This is a genomic window from Actinocrispum wychmicini (assembly GCF_004345645.1).
Taxonomy (GTDB): domain Bacteria; phylum Actinomycetota; class Actinomycetes; order Mycobacteriales; family Pseudonocardiaceae; genus Kibdelosporangium; species Kibdelosporangium wychmicini.
Window position 1 is genome coordinate 674,072 of the sequence record NZ_SLWS01000002.1, and the last position, 19,076, is coordinate 693,147.

General features: G+C 67.2%; 19 protein-coding genes. 12 read left to right on the plus strand and 7 right to left on the minus strand.

Translation table 11 applies throughout. The features are described 5' to 3' along the window. Positions 1-442 precede the first annotated feature (442 nt). From EV192_RS11485 to EV192_RS11495, 3 genes are read left to right on the plus strand one after another with little or no spacing between them, the layout of a single operon-like run. Positions 443-724 (plus strand): metal-sensitive transcriptional regulator, encoded by a 282-nt coding sequence (locus EV192_RS11485; RefSeq protein WP_132114190.1) that lies wholly within the window; start codon positions 443-445, stop codon positions 722-724. A 12-nt stretch (positions 725-736) separates the two neighbouring features. Then, positions 737-943, plus strand: a complete 207-nt coding sequence (locus tag EV192_RS11490; RefSeq protein WP_132114192.1) for a heavy-metal-associated domain-containing protein — start codon at positions 737-739, stop codon at positions 941-943. 14 nt (positions 944-957) lie between these two features. Further along, the gene (locus tag EV192_RS11495; RefSeq protein ID WP_132114194.1) at positions 958-3,111 is read left to right on the plus strand and encodes a heavy metal translocating P-type ATPase; all 2,154 of its coding nucleotides are present in this window, start codon (positions 958-960) and stop codon (positions 3,109-3,111) included. A 10-nt stretch (positions 3,112-3,121) separates the two neighbouring features. On the opposite strand, the gene EV192_RS11500 is transcribed toward EV192_RS11495, so the two are convergent. Beyond that, entirely contained in the window at positions 3,122-3,619 is a 498-nt protein-coding gene (locus tag EV192_RS11500; protein ID WP_132114196.1) for a MarR family winged helix-turn-helix transcriptional regulator, read from the minus strand. Positions 3,620-3,697: 78 nt separating this feature from the next. On the opposite strand from EV192_RS11500, the gene EV192_RS11505 reads away from it, so the two are divergent. Next, positions 3,698-4,861 carry an amidohydrolase family protein gene (locus EV192_RS11505; RefSeq protein WP_132114198.1) on the plus strand — a complete coding sequence of 388 codons (1,164 nt, stop codon included), beginning with the start codon at positions 3,698-3,700 and terminating at the stop codon, positions 4,859-4,861. 159 nt (positions 4,862-5,020) lie between these two features. Here the strand turns inward: EV192_RS11505 and EV192_RS56775 are convergent, their stop codons facing one another. After that, a complete protein-coding gene (locus tag EV192_RS56775; RefSeq protein WP_132114200.1) occupies positions 5,021-5,374 on the minus strand; it encodes a hypothetical protein in 354 nt (117 codons plus the stop codon). A 683-nt stretch (positions 5,375-6,057) separates the two neighbouring features. Here EV192_RS56775 and EV192_RS11515 point away from each other — a divergent pair. Then, entirely contained in the window at positions 6,058-7,290 is a 1,233-nt protein-coding gene (locus tag EV192_RS11515; RefSeq protein ID WP_132114201.1) for an HNH endonuclease signature motif containing protein, read from the plus strand. Between the two features lie 420 nt (positions 7,291-7,710). Here EV192_RS11515 and EV192_RS11520 read toward each other — a convergent pair whose 3' ends face one another. The 3 genes from EV192_RS11520 to EV192_RS56780 are packed head-to-tail and all read right to left on the minus strand — an operon-like array spanning position 7,711 to position 10,087. After that, entirely contained in the window at positions 7,711-8,850 is a 1,140-nt protein-coding gene (locus EV192_RS11520) for an alkaline phosphatase family protein (RefSeq protein ID WP_243726782.1), read from the minus strand. Between the two features lie 9 nt (positions 8,851-8,859). Further along, positions 8,860-9,921, minus strand: coding sequence for an ATP-dependent DNA ligase (locus EV192_RS11525; RefSeq protein ID WP_207925985.1), 1,062 nt, complete (start codon positions 9,919-9,921; stop codon positions 8,860-8,862). Between the two features lie 37 nt (positions 9,922-9,958). After that, positions 9,959-10,087, minus strand: coding sequence for a VOC family protein (locus EV192_RS56780; RefSeq protein WP_279493128.1), 129 nt, complete (start codon positions 10,085-10,087; stop codon positions 9,959-9,961). A gap of 89 nt (positions 10,088-10,176) precedes the next feature. Here EV192_RS56780 and EV192_RS11535 point away from each other — a divergent pair, with 89 nt between their 5' ends. The 3 genes from EV192_RS11535 to EV192_RS11545 are packed head-to-tail and all read left to right on the plus strand — an operon-like array spanning position 10,177 to position 13,120. Beyond that, a complete protein-coding gene (locus tag EV192_RS11535; RefSeq protein WP_165960338.1) occupies positions 10,177-10,824 on the plus strand; it encodes a TetR/AcrR family transcriptional regulator in 648 nt (215 codons plus the stop codon). Beyond that, positions 10,821-11,681: an amidohydrolase family protein gene (locus EV192_RS11540; protein ID WP_132114204.1), complete on the plus strand. Its 861-nt coding sequence runs from the start codon at positions 10,821-10,823 to the stop codon at positions 11,679-11,681. Before EV192_RS11535 ends, EV192_RS11540 begins: the two co-directional genes overlap by 4 nt. After that, positions 11,678-13,120, plus strand: a complete 1,443-nt coding sequence (locus EV192_RS11545; protein WP_132114206.1) for an AMP-binding protein — start codon at positions 11,678-11,680, stop codon at positions 13,118-13,120. The genes EV192_RS11540 and EV192_RS11545 overlap by 4 nt, the downstream gene beginning before the upstream one ends. Here the strand turns inward: EV192_RS11545 and EV192_RS11550 are convergent. Beyond that, positions 13,117-14,103, minus strand: a complete 987-nt coding sequence (locus tag EV192_RS11550; RefSeq protein ID WP_132114208.1) for a Gfo/Idh/MocA family protein — start codon at positions 14,101-14,103, stop codon at positions 13,117-13,119. The genes EV192_RS11545 and EV192_RS11550 overlap by 4 nt on opposite strands. Before the next feature lie 81 nt (positions 14,104-14,184). On the opposite strand from EV192_RS11550, the gene EV192_RS11555 reads away from it, so the two are divergent. The 3 genes from EV192_RS11555 (at position 14,185) to EV192_RS11565 (ending at position 15,780) form a co-directional block, all read left to right on the plus strand. Then, positions 14,185-14,616, plus strand: coding sequence for a helix-turn-helix domain-containing protein (locus EV192_RS11555; RefSeq protein ID WP_132114210.1), 432 nt, complete (start codon positions 14,185-14,187; stop codon positions 14,614-14,616). Between the two features lie 5 nt (positions 14,617-14,621). After that, the gene (locus EV192_RS11560) at positions 14,622-15,155 is read left to right on the plus strand and encodes a hypothetical protein (RefSeq protein WP_132114212.1); all 534 of its coding nucleotides are present in this window, start codon (positions 14,622-14,624) and stop codon (positions 15,153-15,155) included. 97 nt (positions 15,156-15,252) lie between these two features. Further along, positions 15,253-15,780: a hypothetical protein gene (locus EV192_RS11565; protein ID WP_132114214.1), complete on the plus strand. Its 528-nt coding sequence runs from the start codon at positions 15,253-15,255 to the stop codon at positions 15,778-15,780. On the opposite strand, the gene EV192_RS11570 is transcribed toward EV192_RS11565, so the two are convergent. After that, positions 15,722-17,230, minus strand: coding sequence for an alpha/beta hydrolase (locus tag EV192_RS11570; RefSeq protein WP_132114216.1), 1,509 nt, complete (start codon positions 17,228-17,230; stop codon positions 15,722-15,724). The genes EV192_RS11565 and EV192_RS11570 overlap by 59 nt on opposite strands. 153 nt (positions 17,231-17,383) lie before the next feature. On the opposite strand from EV192_RS11570, the gene EV192_RS11575 reads away from it, so the two are divergent. Beyond that, positions 17,384-18,715 carry a pyridoxal phosphate-dependent decarboxylase family protein gene (locus EV192_RS11575; RefSeq protein WP_132114218.1) on the plus strand — a complete coding sequence of 444 codons (1,332 nt, stop codon included), beginning with the start codon at positions 17,384-17,386 and terminating at the stop codon, positions 18,713-18,715. Positions 18,716-19,076 lie beyond the last annotated feature (361 nt).

Genomic DNA, 19,076 nt, shown 5'->3' on the forward strand with positions numbered 1-19,076 from the left:
CCCTATGCTTCGATTGTTAGCCGAGAGAAAGCGCCACGTAACTGAACCGTACGCACCCTGCGCGCGTTTGTCTGTCGAGTACTTCGTGAAGACCTGAAAACGTGCTGAGGCCATCGTCACCCCGTTTGTCGCCAGTCCCCGACTGGGCCGCTCAAACAGTCAGTCACGTTGGTATACAACAGCGAAAGAAGAGAGAAATACGACCTTGCGCGCATCCTCACAAGGGATGACATGAGTGGTCGAAAAGTTTCCGACCAACCCGGCCGGGGGGTGAGCCCGACGCCTGCCAGAAGCTCGGTGTCACCTCCCGCCCGGCTCACGTGATCCGGACCACCTTGCCTACCCTGTACCCCATGGGGGTATAACTGGTCTCAGTAGCCCACCGTTCCCCCGGCCGACCCGGCCGGCCGCGCGGTGAGCCGGAGGTCAAGGAGTGCCCGGCATGCGGGGATACACCGGCAACAAGGAAGACCACCTGCGGCGGCTGCGCCGGATCGAAGGACAGGTCCGGGGACTGCAGCGGATGGTGGACAACGACGAGTACTGCATCGACATCCTGACGCAGATCTCGGCCGCCACACGTGCCCTGCAGGCCGTGTCGGTGTCGCTGCTCGACGAACACCTGCGGCACTGCGTGACCGAGGCGATCACCGAAGGTGGCGCCGCCGCGGAGGAGAAGATCAAGGAAGCCAGCGACGCGATCGCCCGGCTCGTCCGTTCGTAAGAAAGGCCATCAATGTCCCAGTCGACGTACACGGTTCAGGGCATGACCTGCGGTCACTGCGTCCAGTCGGTGACCGAGGAGGTCGGCGCGCTGTCCGGGGTCAGCCACGTCGAGGTCGACCTGCCCACCGGCCTGGTCACCATCACCAGCGACAGCGACCTCAGCGAGGCCGACGTGCGCACCGCCGTGACCGAGGCCGGCTACCAGCTCGCGAGCTGACATTCGAGGGGACGATGACCGTGACCAGTCATGTCGAGCTGGCGATCGGCGGGATGACGTGCGCGTCCTGCGCGGCGCGGGTCGAACGGAAACTGAACAAGCTCGACGGTGTGTCCGCGACGGTCAACTACGCGACCGAGAAGGCCGCGGTCACGTTCCCCCAGTCGGTGTCCACCACGGCACTGATCCAGACCGTGGAAGCCGCCGGCTACACCGCTCAAGTGCCCGAGGCAGCCCAGGAGGCGGACACCACGCAGCTGCTGCGATGGCGGCTCCTCGTCTCTCTCGTGCTCGCGGTCCCGGTCACGCTGCTGTCGATGCTGATGCCCGCTCCGATGGCGGAGTCGATGGCCGGGATGCAGATGACTCCCGAGACTCCTGGCTGGCAATGGATCGTGTTCGCGTTGAGCACGCCGGTCGTCATCTGGGCGGCATGGCCCTTCCACAAGGCGGCGTGGACGAACCTCCGGCACGCGACGGCCACAATGGACACTCTCATCTCGTTGGGGGTGAGCGCCGCGTACCTGTGGTCGGTGTACGCCTTGCTGTTCGGCGACGGCCACGTCTACTTCGAGGTCGCGGCCGTGGTGACCACGTTCATCCTGGCGGGACGGTACTTCGAGGCACGGTCCAAGCGCCGGGCCGGGGCCGCGCTGCGGGCGTTGCTCGAACTGGGCGCCAAGGACGTCGCAGTGCTGCGGGACGGCCGTGAGGTGCGGATTCCGGTCGAACAGCTGACGGTCGGCACCACGTTCGTGGTCCGGCCGGGCGAGAAGATCGCCACCGACGGCGTGGTCGAGGACGGCAGCTCAGCCGTGGACGCCAGCATGTTGACCGGCGAGTCCGTGCCGGTCGAGGTGGGCCCAGGCGACGCCGTGACCGGCGGCTGCGTCAACGCGGGCGGGCGGCTCATGGTGACGGCCACCCGGGTCGGGGCGGACACCCAGCTGGCGCAGATGGCGAAACTCGTGTCGGACGCGCAGACCGGCAAGGCGGCCGTGCAGCGGCTGGCGGATCGGGTGTCCGCTGTGTTCGTGCCGATCGTGATCGCGCTTTCCGTGGTGACGCTGGGGATCTGGCTGCTCTCGGGCGCTGACGCCAACAGCGCGTTCACCGCCGCGGTGGCCGTGCTGATCATCGCGTGCCCGTGCGCTCTCGGGTTGGCGACGCCGACGGCGCTGCTGGTCGGCACGGGTCGGGGTGCCCAGATGGGCATTCTGATCAAGGGCCCGGAGGTGCTGGAGTCCACTCGTCGCGTGGACACTGTCGTGTTGGACAAGACCGGCACGGTCACGACCGGCCGGATGAGCCTGGCGCATGTGCACACCTCCGACGGCGTGTCCGAAGAGGACGCATTGCGGATGGCCGCGGCCCTGGAGCACGCGTCCGAGCACCCGATCGCGAAGGCCATCACCGCGGCGGTCGCGGACGTGCCCGCGGTGACGGATTTCAAGAACCTCGAAGGTCTTGGTGTGCAGGGCGTTGTGGGCGGCAAGCTGGTGGTCGTCGGCCGGGCGGGGCTCGTCGACACCATCTCCGACGACCTGCTGAACGCCAAGGAGGTCGCCGAACGTAAAGGCCACACAGCCGTCCTGGTCGCCTGGGACGGCCGCGCTCAGGCCGTGTTGTCCGTCGCGGACACGGTAAAGCCCACCTCTGCCGAAGCCGTCCGGGGCTTGCGCGCCCTGGGCCTGAACCCGGTGCTGTTGACCGGTGACAACGAGGCCACGGCCCGGAACGTGGCCGCCGAGGTGGGGATCGGGACGGTGATCGCCGAGGTCCTCCCGAAGGACAAAGTGGACGTTGTGCGGCGGCTGCAGGCCGAGGGGCACGTGGTCGCGATGGTCGGCGACGGCGTGAACGACGCGGCCGCGCTCGCCCAGTCCGACCTGGGCCTGGCCATGGGAACGGGCACGGACGTGGCCATCGAGGCCAGCGACCTGACCCTGGTCCGCGGCGACCTGAGGTCGGCCACGGACGCCATCCGCCTGGCCCGCCGAACCCTCGGCACGATCAAGGGCAACCTGTTCTGGGCCTTCGCCTACAACGTGGCCGCGGTCCCCATGGCCGCCCTCGGCCTGCTCAACCCCATGATCGCCGGCGCGGCCATGGCCCTGTCCTCGATCTTCGTGGTGACGAACAGCCTGCGCCTGCGCCGGTTCCGCTGAGGTCAGAACGTCAGAACGGCCGGTCGCCCAATGCGACCAGGACCTCGCGGAGGACACCCACCGCGGCCTCGACGGTCTCCGGCGGTACCGAGGACAACAGTTGGCGCTGGGCTTCGTTGCTGGCCACGACGGCCGCTTCGGCGGTCTGGACGCCGTGGGCGGTGAGCTGGACCCATGAGCTGCGGGCGTCGGTCTCGTCGCTGCCGCGTTTGATCAACTTGGCCTCGGTCAGGCGGCGCAGCACGTTGCTCGTACCACCGGAGGACAGGAACAGCCGGGCGGCGAGGTCGGTCGGGCGCAGCCGGTAGGGCCTGCCGCTGGCGCGCAACACCGCGAGCACGTCGTACTCGGCCTTGGTCAGCTTGAACCTGGCGAGTTGCCGCTCGGTGGCCTCGGTCAGCAGGGCGCCGATCCGGACGGCCCGTTTGCTGAGCTCCAGTTCGACGCCGGCAACCTCGGGCAACTCGGCCCGCCAGGCCTCGACGATGCCGTCCACCAGGTCTTTCATGGTCCAAGACTACCGCACCTCTTGCACTCTGAAAGCTTTCGAGATAGCTTTAAGAAAAGCTTTCTCAGGAGGTAGTCGATGCTGATCAAGAACGCGTACCTGCCCGGCCAAGGCGCCAGGGACATCCGGATCGAGCGCGGGACCATCACCGCCATCGAGTCCACACTCGATGGCCCAGCCGACTTGGACGCCACCAACCTGGTGGCGATACCGGGCTTCGTGGACACCCACCGCCACATGGTCCAGTCGCCCCTGCGCGGCCTGGCACCGGACATGCCCCTGGCGGCCTACTTCACCGAGATCATCAGCCGGATGGACCGCTACACCGAGGAGGACATCCACAACGCGATCCTGCTGGGCGCCGCCGAAGCGATCGACGCGGGTGTGACCACAGTCCTCGACTGGGCCGGCACCCCAGCCGCGTTGACGATCGAAACCTACTCGCAGGCCGGAATCCGCGCGGTCTTCGCCAACTCCAACACCGAAAACGACCAGGACATCCGAAAGTACGCCGGACTCACCGGCCGCGTGACAACAGCCCTGGCCCCACTCGGCCCCGACTTCATGTCCCTTGAGGACACAAAGCAGCGCCTGAAGCTGGCCCGAGAACTGGGCCTCATGTCCTCCATGCACATCGGCGGCACAAAGCCCGGCGGCGTGGCGGCACTCCATGAAGCCGGCCTCCTCGGCCCAGACCTGCACTTCGTCCACGGAAACCGCCTCACCGACGACGAACTGAGAATGATCGCCGACACCGGAAGCTCCCTGACCGTCTCCACAGTAGTGGAATCCCTGATGGGCCACGGAGAAACAGCCTACAACCGGTTCCGAGCCGCCGGCGGCACCCCAGCCCTCGGCGTCGACGTAGTGATCAACAACCGCCCAGACCTCTTCACCGAAATGCAGTCAACCCTCTGGCGCGAACGCCTGAAAACCCCCTTCCCAGCCAAAGACCTCCTCAAATCCGCAACCCAGGACGGAGCCAAAGCAATCGGCCTGCCAACCACCGGCCACCTGACCCCCGGCAACCACGCGGACATAGTCCTCCTGAACGGCCTGGAACACCTCCTCAACACCCCAGCCGACCTAGCAGGCGCGATCGTCACCTCCCTCGGCACCGAGAACGTCCAAACCGTGCTGGTGGACGGCGAAATCCAAAAACTCAACGGCAACCTAGTCAACCACTCCCTCACCGAACTACGAACCAAAACCCGAGCAATAGCCGCAAAACTCCTCACCTGACACACAACGGACTATCTCGGTTCGGCCGAACAACCCGCCGACAACGGGTCGCCGCCGTCCACTGCCGCCCTTCCAGCTGGACGGCTCACCACCTCCCGCCTCCTGTCTCCCGCCCATCGGCCGCCGCTCCGGCCCTCGGCTTCCAGCCTCTCTCTCCTCCTATCTCCATTCCAGCCCCGCTACACCCTTCCGCAGTTCCAGCTTCCCCGCCCTCTCCTCCATTTCCAGCTTCGCAACACCCTTCCGCACTTCCAACTTCCCCACCCCCTCCTCCACTTCCAGCCTCGCACCCTTCTGCACTCCTGGCCTCCCCACTCCCTTCTCCACTTCCAGCTTCGCAACACCCTTCCGCACTTCCAACTTCCCCACCCTCTCCTCCACTTCCAGCCCCGCTACACCCTTCTGCACTCCCGACTTCCCGCCCTCTCCTCCACTTCCAGCCTCGCAACACCCTTCTCCACTCCCGACTTCCCCACCCTCTCCTCCACTTCCAGCTTCCACCCCCTTCTCCATTCCAGCCCCGCTACACCCTTCTGCAGTTCCAGCTCCCCGCCCTCTCCTCCATTTCCAGCTTCGCAACACCCTTCCGCACTTCCAACTTCCCCACCCCCTCCTCCACTTCCCCCCAGCTCCCCCTTTCTCCACTTCGAGCCCGCCACACCTCTCTCGCCGGTTCCAGCTCTCCCTTCTCTGGTTCCGGCTTGGTGCAGTCCTTCGGACTGTCAACAGATGCTCGCTTTCCGTGGCATGTCGGTTTAAAGATTGTTCGCTCGCCGCGAGGGCAGGCCGCCAAGAGGGAGCCTCTTGTCGGGTTTTGCTGCTGTGGTTGGGTTGTCTTTCAAGGGGGTCGTGGTTCTCCCTCCCGTGTGGCCTGCCCAAGGGAATCACATCTGGCATGTGGTGTCCGGCTTGGGTTTCGGTCCGTATCGCTTTTCGTTGTATGCCGGTTCCCGTGGGCGGACCGCACGGCTTTCGTTGCTCGGACACCACATACCAGATGTGATTGGCTGCGCCCAGGCCACACGGGAGGGAGAACCACTCCAGCCACAGGTGTGCTGCGCGGGCACGCGCTTCGACCTGGAGGCTCGGTGGCCGTGGGCGAAATTCGCTTCTCCTGGCTCGGTTTATTTGTTCGCTGATAGTGAAAAGCCTTATATTTCAACACATCCAGCATCGGCGTTCGATAGAATTGCCGTATGGACACCACAGCGTCACTATGGCAGACCAGCGACACTGAGCTGGTCGATGCCCATACCGCTGTGGTCCAACGCCAACGCCAACTATACGCCGAAGAACTCCGCCTCGTAGCCGAAATGGAAAGTCGTGGCGTCGCAACCAAACTCGGCTACAGCAACACCCCCGCGCTGTTGATGCACACCGCACGACTCAGCCGCACCGAGGCCCGGCGCCGGATTGCTCAAGCCGCAGATCTGTACGCCACCACCACACCCACCGGGTCAATGATCGACCCAGTGCTGCCGCAGACCGCCAACGTCTTGGCGCGCGGTGAGGTCGGGTCGGAGCACGTGGACGTGATCCGCAAGACCCTCGCCAACTTGCCGCACCTGGACGCCGAACAACGCACCACAGCCGAGCAGGTAATGCTCACGCGCGCCGCTGAAGACGACCCGAAAGCCCTGGACCGGTTCGGGTTCCGGATACGCGACATCGTCGACCCCGATGGACCACCGCCACCGGAGGAGGAGCCGAAGCGGCCGGCGCGGATGTTGCGTCGACACATCCGGCGGGACGGCAGCATGGAGTTCAAGGGGCACCTCGACCTCGAATCAGCCCAACTGTTCGAGAACCTACTCAAGCCCTTCGAGAAGCCACCCCCAGAAGGCAACGACACCCGCGGCTATGCTGAGCGGGCCGGGGACGCCTTCGCAGACGTGCTGCGGATGGCCGCCAACTGCCCGGACCTGCCCGCCCACAACGGCGCACGCACCGAGATCGCGGTCACCCTCTCCTTCGAACATCTCAAGCGGGCGCTGGATGACATGGTGCTGCCGGGTGACCAGCAGTTGACTGCCCGGGAAGCCCGCCTCCTCGCGTGCGACGGCCACATCCTGCCCGCCGTCCTCGACGGTGACTCCAAGCCGTTGGATGTGGCCGTCCCCGCCTACGCCACCCCAGCCCACATCCGGCGCGGACTCTACCTGCGGGACAAAGGATGCGCCTTCCCGGCGTGCGATCGACCAGGCAGTGTATGTGACTCCCACCACGTCGCGCACTGGGCACAGGGTGGACCGACCGAAATGGACAATATGGCGCTACTTTGCCCCCACCACCACCGATTGGTCCACAACAGCGAGTGGCAGATCAAGATGATCGAGGGGAGACCGTGGTTCATCCCACCGGCCTATGTGGACTCATCGCGAACCCCAAGACGCAACCATATCCACACACCCATACCCAGCGCGGCATGACCAGCCGCGCTGGAAAGGCCCTGCGCTCGGCGTGCCCAGGCAGCAACCTGGCGCGAAGAAGTGCGTGCCCGCACAACAAACCTGGCCCGAGTGGGGGCTCCCTCCCGTGTGGCCTGGGCGCAGCCAATCGCATCTGGCAGGTGGGGTCCACACCCACGGAACCCAAGGGAGGTCCGCCTACGAGACCCAACAAGAAGCGGTAGCGATACGGACCGGAAGACCAAGCTGGACCCCACCTGGCAGATGCGATTCCCTTGGGCAGGCCACACGGGAGGGAGCCGCCACGACCAAACAACCCAACCACAGCAGCAAAATACGACAACAGGCTCCCTCTTGGCGGCCTGCCCGAGCGGCGAGCGAACAATCTTTAGACCGACATGCCACGGAAAGCGAGCATCTGTAGACAGACCGAGGTCTCCGTCACGACGTCAGAGTAAGCAGCGGAATCAGCTGCTCGGTCGCGGTGAGTGAGCCGTGTTGGCCGGCCATTTGGGTGAACATCGGTTCTACGCCTGAGCGCACGACGACTGCTGTGCCCGTGGTGGCGACCACTATGTCTCCGATTCGGGCGCGCACCCGGTCGAGGACGCGGGGGCCGAACCAGCCTGCTTCGATCGCCTCTTCTCTCGGCACGACTTGGGCTCGGTCGCCGAGGTGGGCGCGCCAGGTGGTGAGGACGTCGTCCAGGGCGTTGTCTTCCACGTAGATGTGTCGGACTCGGGGTTCGCCGGCGAGCATTCGCACGCCGTCCTGTAGTTCTGGGGTGGTGTCGAAGTCGGCTTTGTCGTCTTTGCCGACCAGGACCATTCCGTGGTCCGCGGTCACCACGAGCATCGCGTCCGGGGGGAGGTCCGATGCGATCGCCGCGGCCAGGCGGTCCACGTGACCGAGCTGGAACCGCCAGGCCGCCGACCCTGGCCCGTACACGTGCCCCAACAGGTCCAGTTGGGAGTGGTACGCGTAGCAGAACACGCGGTCGGCGGCGGTCAACGCGGTCGCGGCTTTGGCGGCCAGGTCACCGAGGGCGAGGACGCCCGCGAACTCGCCGCCACGCAGCACTGCTCGGGTCAGGCCGCTGCCTTCGAACGCGGCTTCCGTCACCAGCCGGACCAGGACACCGGCTTCCTGGGCGCGCTCGAAGGTTGTCGGCAGCGGTTGGAACTCCTCGGGGACGAACCGGTCTCGCAGGTCGACGTGTTTCCCGGACGCGTGGCTGGTCCAACGCAGGACGTTGATCAGCTGGTCCGGGGCGGCCGCGAACGTGTAGCCGACTACGCCGTGCTCGCCGGACGGGACGCCTGTGCCGATGGCCGCGAGACTCGTCCCGGTGGTCGCCGGGAAGCCGGCTGTGATCGAGCCGCCCGCCAGGCCGGCCAGGAAAGGGGCGTCCGCGGCGTACCGCTGAAGCAGTTCCCAACCGAGGCCGTCGACCAGCAGCAGACACACCTTGCGCGCCGCCGGCAGCGACAGGGTGTTGACCATGCCGGGCACGTCGAGCCCGGCCAGCAACGAAGGCACCACATCGGACAACGCACCGGAGCCATACCGTGGGACAAGCACATCCGTAACCTACTCCGGGAACAGGGTCTTGAGTTCCGCCGGCGCCACCTGGTCCAGTTGGGCGTACGTGCACGACTCCGGGGTCCGGTCCGGCCGGAACCGCACCAGCCTGCTGCCGTGCCGGAACCGCCCGCCCTGCACGTGCTCGTACCGAACCTCGGCGACCCACTCCGGCCGCAACGGCTCCCACGACAAATCCTTGCCCACTGCCCACCGGCTGTACGCGCCCGGTGTACGCATCTCCGTCCGGTACTCGGCCCACGACCGCCACGGATGCCCTTCGAGAGCGTTCTCCCGCAACGGAGCCAGCTCATCCACCAGCTCACGGCGCCGCGCGGCCGTGAACGACGTCGCCACACCGACGTGATGCATCACGCCGTCGTCGTCGAACAGGCCCAGCAGCAGCGAACCGACGGACTCACCGTCCTTGTGCCACCGGAAGCCCGCCACCACGCAGTCCGCCGTACGCTCGTGCTTCACCTTCCACATCACGCGCTTGTCCGGCTCGTACGGCAGGTCCGTCGGTTTGGCCATCACACCGTCGAACCCCGCGCCCTCGAAGCGCGTGAACCAGTCCTCCGCGACCTTCGGGTCGGCCGTCACTGGCGTGAGATGCACGCGCCCCAACGAGTCCGACAGGATCCCCTCCAGCCGTCGCCGGCGTTCCGCGAACGGAGTGTCCATCAAGGACTCATCGCCCAGCGCCAGCAGGTCGAACGCGACGAAGCTGGCCGGTGTCTCGGCGGCCAGCTTGCGCACCCGGGACGCGGCCGGATGCAGCCGCAGCTGCAACGACTCGAAGTCCAGCCCCGACTCGGTGACGATGACCACCTCACCGTCCACAACGCACTTGTCCGGCAACGCCGCCAACAGCAGCTCGGCCAGCTCAGGGAAGTACCGGGTCAGCGGCCGGTCGTTGCGCGAGCCTAACTCGATCTCGGCGCCGTCCCGGAACACCACACAGCGGAACCCGTCCCACTTCGGCTCGTAGCTCAGGCCAGGGCCGTGCGGGACTTCGTGCACGGCCTTGGCCAGCATCGGCTTCACCGGGGGCATCACAGGTAGGTCCACTCCGTGATCGTAAGCACGATCCACGGATTGTGGCTGGTCAGATGTACGGGTGGGTGAGGATCTCCATGTTGTGGCCACTGGGGTCGTCGAAGTAGACACCGCGGCCTTCGTACAGGTGGTTGATCTCGCCCGGCTGGTTGTGGTGCGGGTCGGACGCCGTCGGCATCCACTACAACAACGCCATCAGATCGCTGATTCGGACGTAGGGGACGATCCCCCAATCAGACGCTTGATTAAGACGGTACTATTGCCACTGTGTCAAGTCTCGGCAGGATTCAACGGACGGCGGTCGGGCTGTTCGCGGTGCGGGGCTTCGCCGCCACTGGAATCCGCGAGATCAGCCGGGGCGCGAACCTCAACTCCGCGACGCTCTACCACTACGCGGGCGGCAAAGAGGAGCTGCTCGCGACCATCATGCGCGCGTGCCTGACCGAGCTGGTCAGGGCCGGTACGGACGCGGTCGAGGCCACCGGGGACCCGGCTGTCCAGCTCGTGCGGCTGGTCCGGGCACATGTCGCGGTCGAGGCCATCAACCCGCTGACGGCCAGGGTCACCGACCGTGAGGTGCATTCCCTGACGGGGGCGAACCACGTCGAGATCATGCGGCTGCGCGACCAGTACGAGGGCCTGTTCCGGGACGTGCTGGGCCTGGGCGCGGCGGTGGGCGAGTTCCAGCTGACCGACCCGCGGATCACGCGGCTGGCCCTGATCGAGATGTGCAACGGCGTGGCCAACTGGTACAGCCCGGACGGCCCGCTGGCCGTGCCGGACCTGGCCGCCCGGTTCGCCGAGCTGGCCGGCCGGATGGTCGGGTCCCGCCAGGTCACCGCGGACGAGTACGCACCCGACATCGAGGTGCCCCGGCTGGAGTCCGAGCCGAGTCACGAGGAGGTCCCGGCGTGAGGATCGTCGACGCCCGGGTCCGGTTGCCGCAGCATCTGCGTCCGCAGTCGGTGTACGAGGCCCCGCCACGGCTGACCGAGCAGTACGACCGGGTGCTCAACCTGACCGACAAGGTCAACAACGGCACCCTGGGCGAACTTCTCGACGTCATGGACGCCGAGGGTGTGGACCACGCGGTGATGCACGCGGAGACCGAACACGGCGAGTCCGCGGACGCCCTCAACGAGGCGCTGGTCAAGGTCATCGCCGCGCATCCCACACGGTTCACCGGCGTCGGCGCGGTCGACACGTCCCCGGCGCGGCCGACGCGCATCGCCCGGCAGGTCGCCGCCGCGGCGGACGCCGGCCTGGTCGGCGTGAGCGTGCAACCGGCGTTCTCGGGCCTGGACATCGACGACCGCGCGCTGTACCCGATGTACGCGCGGGCCGAGGAGCTCAACCTGGTCGTCGCGTTGCACACCGGGATCACGTACTCGCGGATGCACCCGATCCGGCATGAACGGGCCGAACTGCTGGACCAGGTCGCCTGCGACTTCCCTGACCTGCGGCTGATCGCGTGCCACGCGGGCTGGCCGTGGGTGGCCGAGTACTGCGCGGTGGCCCGCCGGCACCCGACCGTGTTCCTGGAGTTCGGTGGTCTGGCGCCGAAATACGTGGCCAAGCCCGGTTCCGGCTGGGACCCCCTGTTCGGGATGATGGGCAACGTCCTGGCCGACCAGGTGCTGTACGGCACGGACTGGCCGGTCATGTCGCCCACCCGGGCGCTGGCCGAGTGGCGTGCCTCGGGTCTCGGTGCGGCGACCCTGGCCGCGCTGTTCGCCGGAAACGCACTGCGACTGTTCGGGGATCTGCCGTGATTCTGACGGAAATGCTTGTGGCGCAAGCGAACCGGACGCCGGACAAGGTGTTCGTCCGTACTGCCGAAGGTGACCTCACCTATGCCGAGGTGCTCGCCAGGACCGAACACCTGGCCGCCGGCCTGGCGGCCGCGGGTGTCCGGTCGGGCGAGCCGGTGGCGGTGCTGATGCACAACAGCGCCGAGGCGGTCCTGGTGTGGTTCGCGATCAACCGGCTCGGCGCGGTGCACGTGCCGATCAACACGGCCCTGGTGGGCGCCGGCCTGGCGCACACGTTCCGGACGACAGGTGCCAGCTTCACCATCGCGGACGACGACCTGGCCCACCTGGTGCCGCAGTCGGACACCACCTTGCTGCGCGGCCTGCCGACGCTCGACGAGCCGTCCCCGGTGGCCGTGCCGCCCGAGCTGGACCCGGCGATCATGCTGTTCACCTCGGGGACGACGGGCGTTTCCAAGGCGTGCGTGCTGTCCCACCGGTACGTGGTCCGCCAGGGCCAGATCCACGCCCACTACCTCGGCCTGACTGCGGATGACGTGCTGTACTGCCCGTTCCCACTGTTCCATGTGGACGCGGTGACGCTCACCGTGGTGGCGGCGCTGGCGGTCGGGGCGACGGCCGCGATCGGCGTGAAGTTCAGCGCGTCCGGCTTCTGGGACGAGGTCCGCCGGTTCGACGCGACCGTGTTCAACTTCATGGGCGCCACTCTCACCATCCTGTGGAAGCAGCCGGCCCGGCCGGGCGACCGTGACCACCGGGTCCGGCTGGCCTGGGGGGTGCCGATGCCGGCGTGGCAGGACGAGTGGGAGCGGCGCTTCGGCTTCCGGCTGTATGAGATCTACGGCCTGACCGACGGCGGAATCGTCGCCTACGACCCGATCGACTCCCCGAAACGCGTGGGCACCTGCGGCAAGGTGATCCCTGAGTTCGACGTGGTGGTGGACGCGCCGCCCGGGGAGGTCGGCGAGATCCTGATCCGCGGCCGCGAACCCGGCCTGGTGATGACCGGGTACTACGGAATGCCGGACGCCACCGCGGCGGTCCTCCGGGACGGCTTCCTGCACACCGGCGACCTGGGCACCCTGACCGGCGACGGCTACCTGACCTTCGCCGGCCGGGCCAAGGACAGCATCCGCAGGCGCGGCGAGAACATCTCGGCCTACGAGGTGGAGCAGGTGGTGGAGGGCCATCCCAGCGTGCTGGAGTGCGCGGCCATCGGCGTGCCCAGCGAACTGTCCGAAGAGGACGTCAAGGTCTGCGTGGTGCTCCGCCCCGGCCACACCCTGACCGCCGACGACCTGGTCGCCCACTGCGCGGCCAACTCAGCCCCGTTCATGGTCCCCAGGTACGTGGAGTTCCTGCCCGAACTCCCCAAGACCCCCACCCAGAAAGTGGAGAAGTTCCGCCTCAGGCAAGCCCATTCGGCGCGGGCCGCCTAACCCTCGGTGGGTTGGCGCGGGGACATTCCGGCAGCGGTGTAGATGGCGTCGATCGTCGCCATGTTCGCGACGCTGTCCTCCGGTGGGGTCAATGTCGGTTCGCCGCGCAGGACTGCGTCGGCGAAGGCGTCCAGTTGAAAGGCATAGGTGGGACGTTTCTCGAATCGTTCGACCCGTTTTGTGCCTTTGGTCTTCACCACCAGGCGGTGAAAGAACTGGGGCGCGGCCGGGTTCACCACCGACAACGATCCCGCCGAGCCGAGCACGGTGGCGTGGGTCCGGAGCAGGGTGCTGGACCACATCGAGCAGTTCACGCCGGCCGTGTAGCCGCCTTCGAACTTCAGTTCGGATCTCATCGCCCGGTCGATACCGGGTTTCTGGAGTTTCGCGTGCGCCGAGACCACAGTGGGTTCCACCCCGGCCAGCGACCTCGCCATATGGACCGGGTAACAGCCCGCGTCCATCTGGGCGCCGCCGGCCAGGTCAAGGTCGTACCGGATGTCCGAGAACCGCGGCAACGGGAAGGCCAGCACGGTTTCGATTCGAACGATCTTGCCCAGTTCGCCGCCGCGGACGATCTCCACCGCCCGGCGGAAGAGCGGGTGGTACCGGTAGTGGAACGCCTCCATCACGACCAGACCGCTGGCCCGAGCCTTCGCCGCGACCGCACGGGCTTCGTCGGCGTTGGCGGTGAAGGGTTTCTCGCACAGCACGTGCTTGCCGGCGTCCAATGCGGACAGTGTCAGGCGGCCGTGCAGGCCGTTCGGCAGGGGGTTGTACACCGCGTCGATCGCCGGGTCCGCGAGCAGCTCGTCGTACCCGCCGTACGCGGTCGGAATGCCGTGCTTCGCCGCGAACGCCCTGGCCCGGGTGATGTCCCGGGCGGCGACTGCCGCCACTTGGACTTCGGTGCTGGATCTCGCCGGGTTGACCAGGGCTGTTGGCGCAATCCGGGCCGCGCCGAGAACGCCGATTCGCAGCATGCCAGGATCATGTCACTGGTGTATCCCGGGCGCACGCCCTACCCTTTCATAGGAGTCACACCGAGACGGGAGCAGTGACCGATGTCCGACCGGTTAGCGGACAAACTCAACCACCTGTTCACGCAGGTCCGGCCGCGCGGTGGCCAGGAGTACAGCAATGAACAGGTCGCCTCGGCGATCACCGCGAAAGGTGTGACGATCTCGCAGAGCTACATCTGGCAGCTGCGAAAAGCCAAGAAGGACAACCCGACCATGCGCCATCTGCAGGCGTTGGCGGACTTCTTCGGGGTGCCGGCCGCGTACTTCTTCGACGACGACGTCGCCGGCCGGGTGAACGAGCAGCTCGCCGCGCTGAAAGCCGAACAGGCCAGGCTGACCAAGCTCGCGAACAGCAGTGACGTGCAGTTGATGGCGATGCGCGCGGGCGAACTGTCGGCGAAGGGGCGCAAGCAGGTGATGGACCTGTTGGACGTGGTATATCAGCTCGAACAGACGAAACGAGGCGCACGCTAGCTGTGTTGAACGGTTCTCGCGGCGAAAAGGACCTGCGCAGGAGGTGCAGGCGGCTGTTGCGGGACCTGGACATCCGGCCGCCGCTCGACGTCACCGAACTGTGCCGTCGCGTGGGTGACCGGCGGGGCCGGCCGATCACGCTGGTCAGCCACCCGATCCCGGTGCCCGGCCCGTTCGGCCTGTGGATCGCGGCCAAGGACGCGGACTACATCCTGTTCCAGAAGGAGACGTCCAAGCCGCACCAGGACCACATCATCCTGCACGAACTGGGCCACCTGCTCGCCGGTCACCGCGACGAGAGCGACGAGCCGCTCGACGGCCTGGAGCCGGACACGTTGCGCACCCAGTACCCGGATCTCGCGCCGGACGCGGTCCGCCGTGCGCTGCGCCGGACGTCGTACGACACCGACCAGGAACGCGAAGCCGAAACCGTCGCGACGATCATCCTCGAATGGGCGTCCGTCCTGGACAAGGTCAGCCCGGACACCAGGAAGGCGCCGATGGACGGGGCGCTGGACGGCCGGATCGGCTGGCTGTAGCGCCCCGAACGGAGTAGGTCTTCCGGCACTTCCCCTCCAGGCCCAGCCACTGGCTCAATGTGAACGCACCTGACGATCAAGCGCGGAGGAAACCACAGTGGCCGCCCTGGAAGCCCTCAGAACGCCGGAACGCGCCCAGGTACTGGCCACGTTGCTCAAGGCGCACCCGGAGCTGGCCGCGGAGGCCGAGTGGATGGCCACGACCATGTTGTCCGCGGCGTCCCGGGACGAGGTCAGCGCGGAGCTGACGAGCACGCTGGCCGGCTACGAGTTCGCGGACATGGACGCCGAGGACGTCGGTGTCTGCGACCCGGAGGACGCCTGCGTCTACCTGGTGGAGAAGGCGTTGGACCCGTACCACGCGGAGATCCGGCGGCGCGCCTCACTCGGCCTGGTCAACGCCGCCCACGGCATCGCCGCCGGAGTCCTGGTCAGCCTGTACGGCCTGCGCGTGTACGAGAACAGCGAAGAGCATGTGCTGGGTGGAGCGGGAAGCATGGCCGGGTACGCGGATCGGGTCACCGCGTTGCTCCGGGACCTGGACATCCCGCTCCCCCAGGACATTCTCAGAGCAGCATGTCCCACATGGGCAGCGTCTTCGGCAACGTCGGCGCGGCGGCCGTAGCCGTCACCGCTGGCGGTTCCTGCGCGGCACAGTGCGTACCGTCGTTCGGCACAGTCCTACTGATCAGGTAGTTGTTCACGGCCGCGCGCGTGCAGTCGGTGTGCGGGTAGACGCCGTGGCCCCAACCGTCGTACGTCACGAGGACAGTCGTGTCGCGGGTCTGCTGATGTGCGTTCAGCGCCCACGGGTAGGCGGTCGCCGGGTCGTGCTTCGAGTTGAGCATCAGGATCTTCGGCGCGTTCCGGATGTCCAGCCGGTGCTGCGGGTTGGCCGCCTGGTCCGTCCAGCCGACGCACCCGACGGACGCGGTGTGCCCGAGCGAGCCACCGCGCATGTGCGGCGCCAGGCCGGTCTCGATGCCGCGCACCACCGAGTATTCGGCGAAGTTCCGGATCGGCAGGCTGTAGTCCTGGCAGAACACGGCCTGGAACGGGTTCGGCACCGTCGCCTCGGCAGCGGCGTTCGTCAAGTTCGCCACGGGCTGTTGCGCGTCCAGTTCCGCGATCAGGCTGGCGAGCTGCGACCAAGCGGGACCGTAGAACGCGCTGCCGGCCACACCCACCACCTGCTCCGCCGGCAGTTTCACGGACGGGTCACCTGGGGCGTGGACCTGGCCCTTGTCCGCCTTGGCGAGCAGGCCGTCCCACACCTTGGCCACGTCCTTGCCGTGCAACGCGCAGCTCGCCGTCCGGTCACACCACTTCACGAACTCGGTGAACGAGTCCTCCATGGTCCACGCCTCGGTGGCCGCGAACCCGATGGTCCCCAGGCTGTGGTCCATGTTGCTGTCGATCACCATGGACCGGATATGGCTGCCGAAACGCTCGGCGTACAACTGGCCGATCAACGTGCCGTACGAGACGCCGTGGTAGTTGATCTGCTTCTCGCCCAACGCTTTGCGCAGACTGTCGACGTCCTGGACGACCGCGCCGGTGTCGACGTGGTCGACGATCGCGCCGCTCTGTGCGCGGCAGTCGGCCCGCAGGTCGTGGTTGTACTTGGCGAGCGCGGTGAACTCGGCCTGGTTGGTCGGGTACAGCGACGGCGCGTTCTCCAGCTTGCTCAGCGAGCACTTGACCGGCTGGCTGCGGGCGACACCCCTGGGGTCGAACCCGATGATGTCGAAGTGCGCCAGGATGTCCGGGCTGAAGAAGCGGCTCGCGGCGAACGCGAAGTCCACGCCCGAGCCGCCGGGCCCGCCCGGGTTGACCAACAGCACGCCGAGGCGGTGCGCCGGGTCGCCGGCCTTGAGCCGGTTCACGGCGAGGGGGAACTTCTCGCCGGACGGCCTGGTCCAGTCGATGGGCAGGCTCAGGGTCGCGCAGTCGTAGGTCGCGTTCTCCTGACATGGTTTCCAGGTGAGGGATGGGGTTTCGGTCTGCGCACTCGCCACACCGGTGCCCAGCACCAGTGCGCAGGCGACGAGCGCCGCGCCGACAACGACTCGCAAGGTCTCTCCTGTCGTAGGCGGACAATCACCGTTCCATCACCCACAGTGGCACGGCAACCCGCCAGGAGTAGGGCGCCGGCCGATCCAGTTGGATCAATCCACTGTGGACATCAGAGCGGCGGTTAGGGTGCGTACGAGACAAAGGGGACGTTCATGGACCTGAAGAACTGGCTCGTCCAGGCAGCCGCCGCGCACGATCAGTGGGCCGAGGGCTTCGGCCCGTTCACCCGGCACCCGGTCACGCAGGTCGACGAGGGCAGGTTCGCGGCGGCGTTCGCCGAACTGACCGAGCGGCTGGCTGGCGACAATCCGTACTTCCATCCGCGTTACGCGGGGCAGATGCAGAAACCGCCGCATCCCGCGGCGGTCGCCGGCTACCTCGCCACCATGCTCAACAACCCGAACAACCACGCGTTGGACGGCGGCCCGGCCACCGCCCGGATGGAACGCGAGGTCGTCGCCGACCTCGCCACGATGTTCGGCTTCGACACCCATCTCGGCCACCTGACCAGCAGCGGCACCATCGCCAACCTGGAAGCCCTGTTCGTGGCGCGCGAGACCCACCCCGGCCGCGGCGTCGCGTACAGCGCCGAATCCCACTACACACATCCGCGGATGTGCCACGTCCTGGGCATGCCGGCGCACCAGGTCCCGGTCGACGGCCAGGGCCGGATGGACCTCACCGCGTTGGAGGACCTGCTGGCCAAGGCGAAGATCGGCACGGTCGTGCTGACCGCGGGCACCACCAGCCTCGGCGCCGTCGACCCGATCGACGAAGCCCTGTCCCTGAAGGAGCGCTACGGCGTCCGGATCCACGTCGACGCCGCGTACGGCGGCTTCCACCGGCTGCTGGCCGAACCCGCCGGGCCCTGGCAGGCGATCGCCCGGTGCGACTCGGTCGTCGTCGACCCGCACAAGCACGGCCTACAGCCATACGGATGCGGCGCCGTGCTTTTCGCCGACCCGGCAGTGGGCCGCTTCTATCTGCACGACTCGCCGTACACGTATTTCACGTCCGACGAACTGCACCCCGGCGAGATCAGCCTGGAATGTTCCCGTTCCGGCGCCGCGGCCGCCGCGCTGTGGCTGACATTGCGTCTGTTTCCGTTGACCCGCGACGGATTGGGCGAAGTGCTGGCGGCGAGCCGTCGAGCCGCACTCGACCTGGCCACCCGAATAGACCAGTGCGCGCCGCTGACGTTGTACCAATGGCCGACGCTGGACATCGTCACCTACTTCGCCGGCACCGAACTCGCCGCGATAGACACCAATTCCAACCGGATCCTGCACGAAGGCATGGCCCATCCGGCCGACCCGGTGTTCCTGAGCACCCTGCGCGTCACCGCCGACGCGATGACCGCCCGCCACCCGAACATCGCGGCGGACACCGACGGCGGCCGAATTCTCCGCAGCGTCCTGATGAAACCCGAATCCGAGTACCACACCGAACAACTGCACACCCGCCTGGTCACCCTCGCCTCGTGAGTGGTCTGGTGCGTTCCCACGCGCCGAACCACGCACGAGAGGTGCCGGTGTCGCCACGGTGACCGGCCGGTGCCCCAGGGTCACCATGGCCACGCTGAGCCACCAGGCGATCTCTGTCCGCGTTGACTTGTTGTTCGGATTCGGTCGTTCGGTTTGTTCGCTCCGACACCGAACATCGAAGTTCCGCTAGACATCTCTTGTCATGGTCATGACGAGGACAGGGGTGAGGGTATGCGCGGCGGTGAGTATCCGAGTCATCCGCGTCGGGGGGTTCCGGTCTTCCTCCCGTGAGTGGTTGTTGCCGGGGGTAATCACTCGCGAGAGGAAAACAAGCGGGCGGCTGGGGACCCGGGCCCGGGGC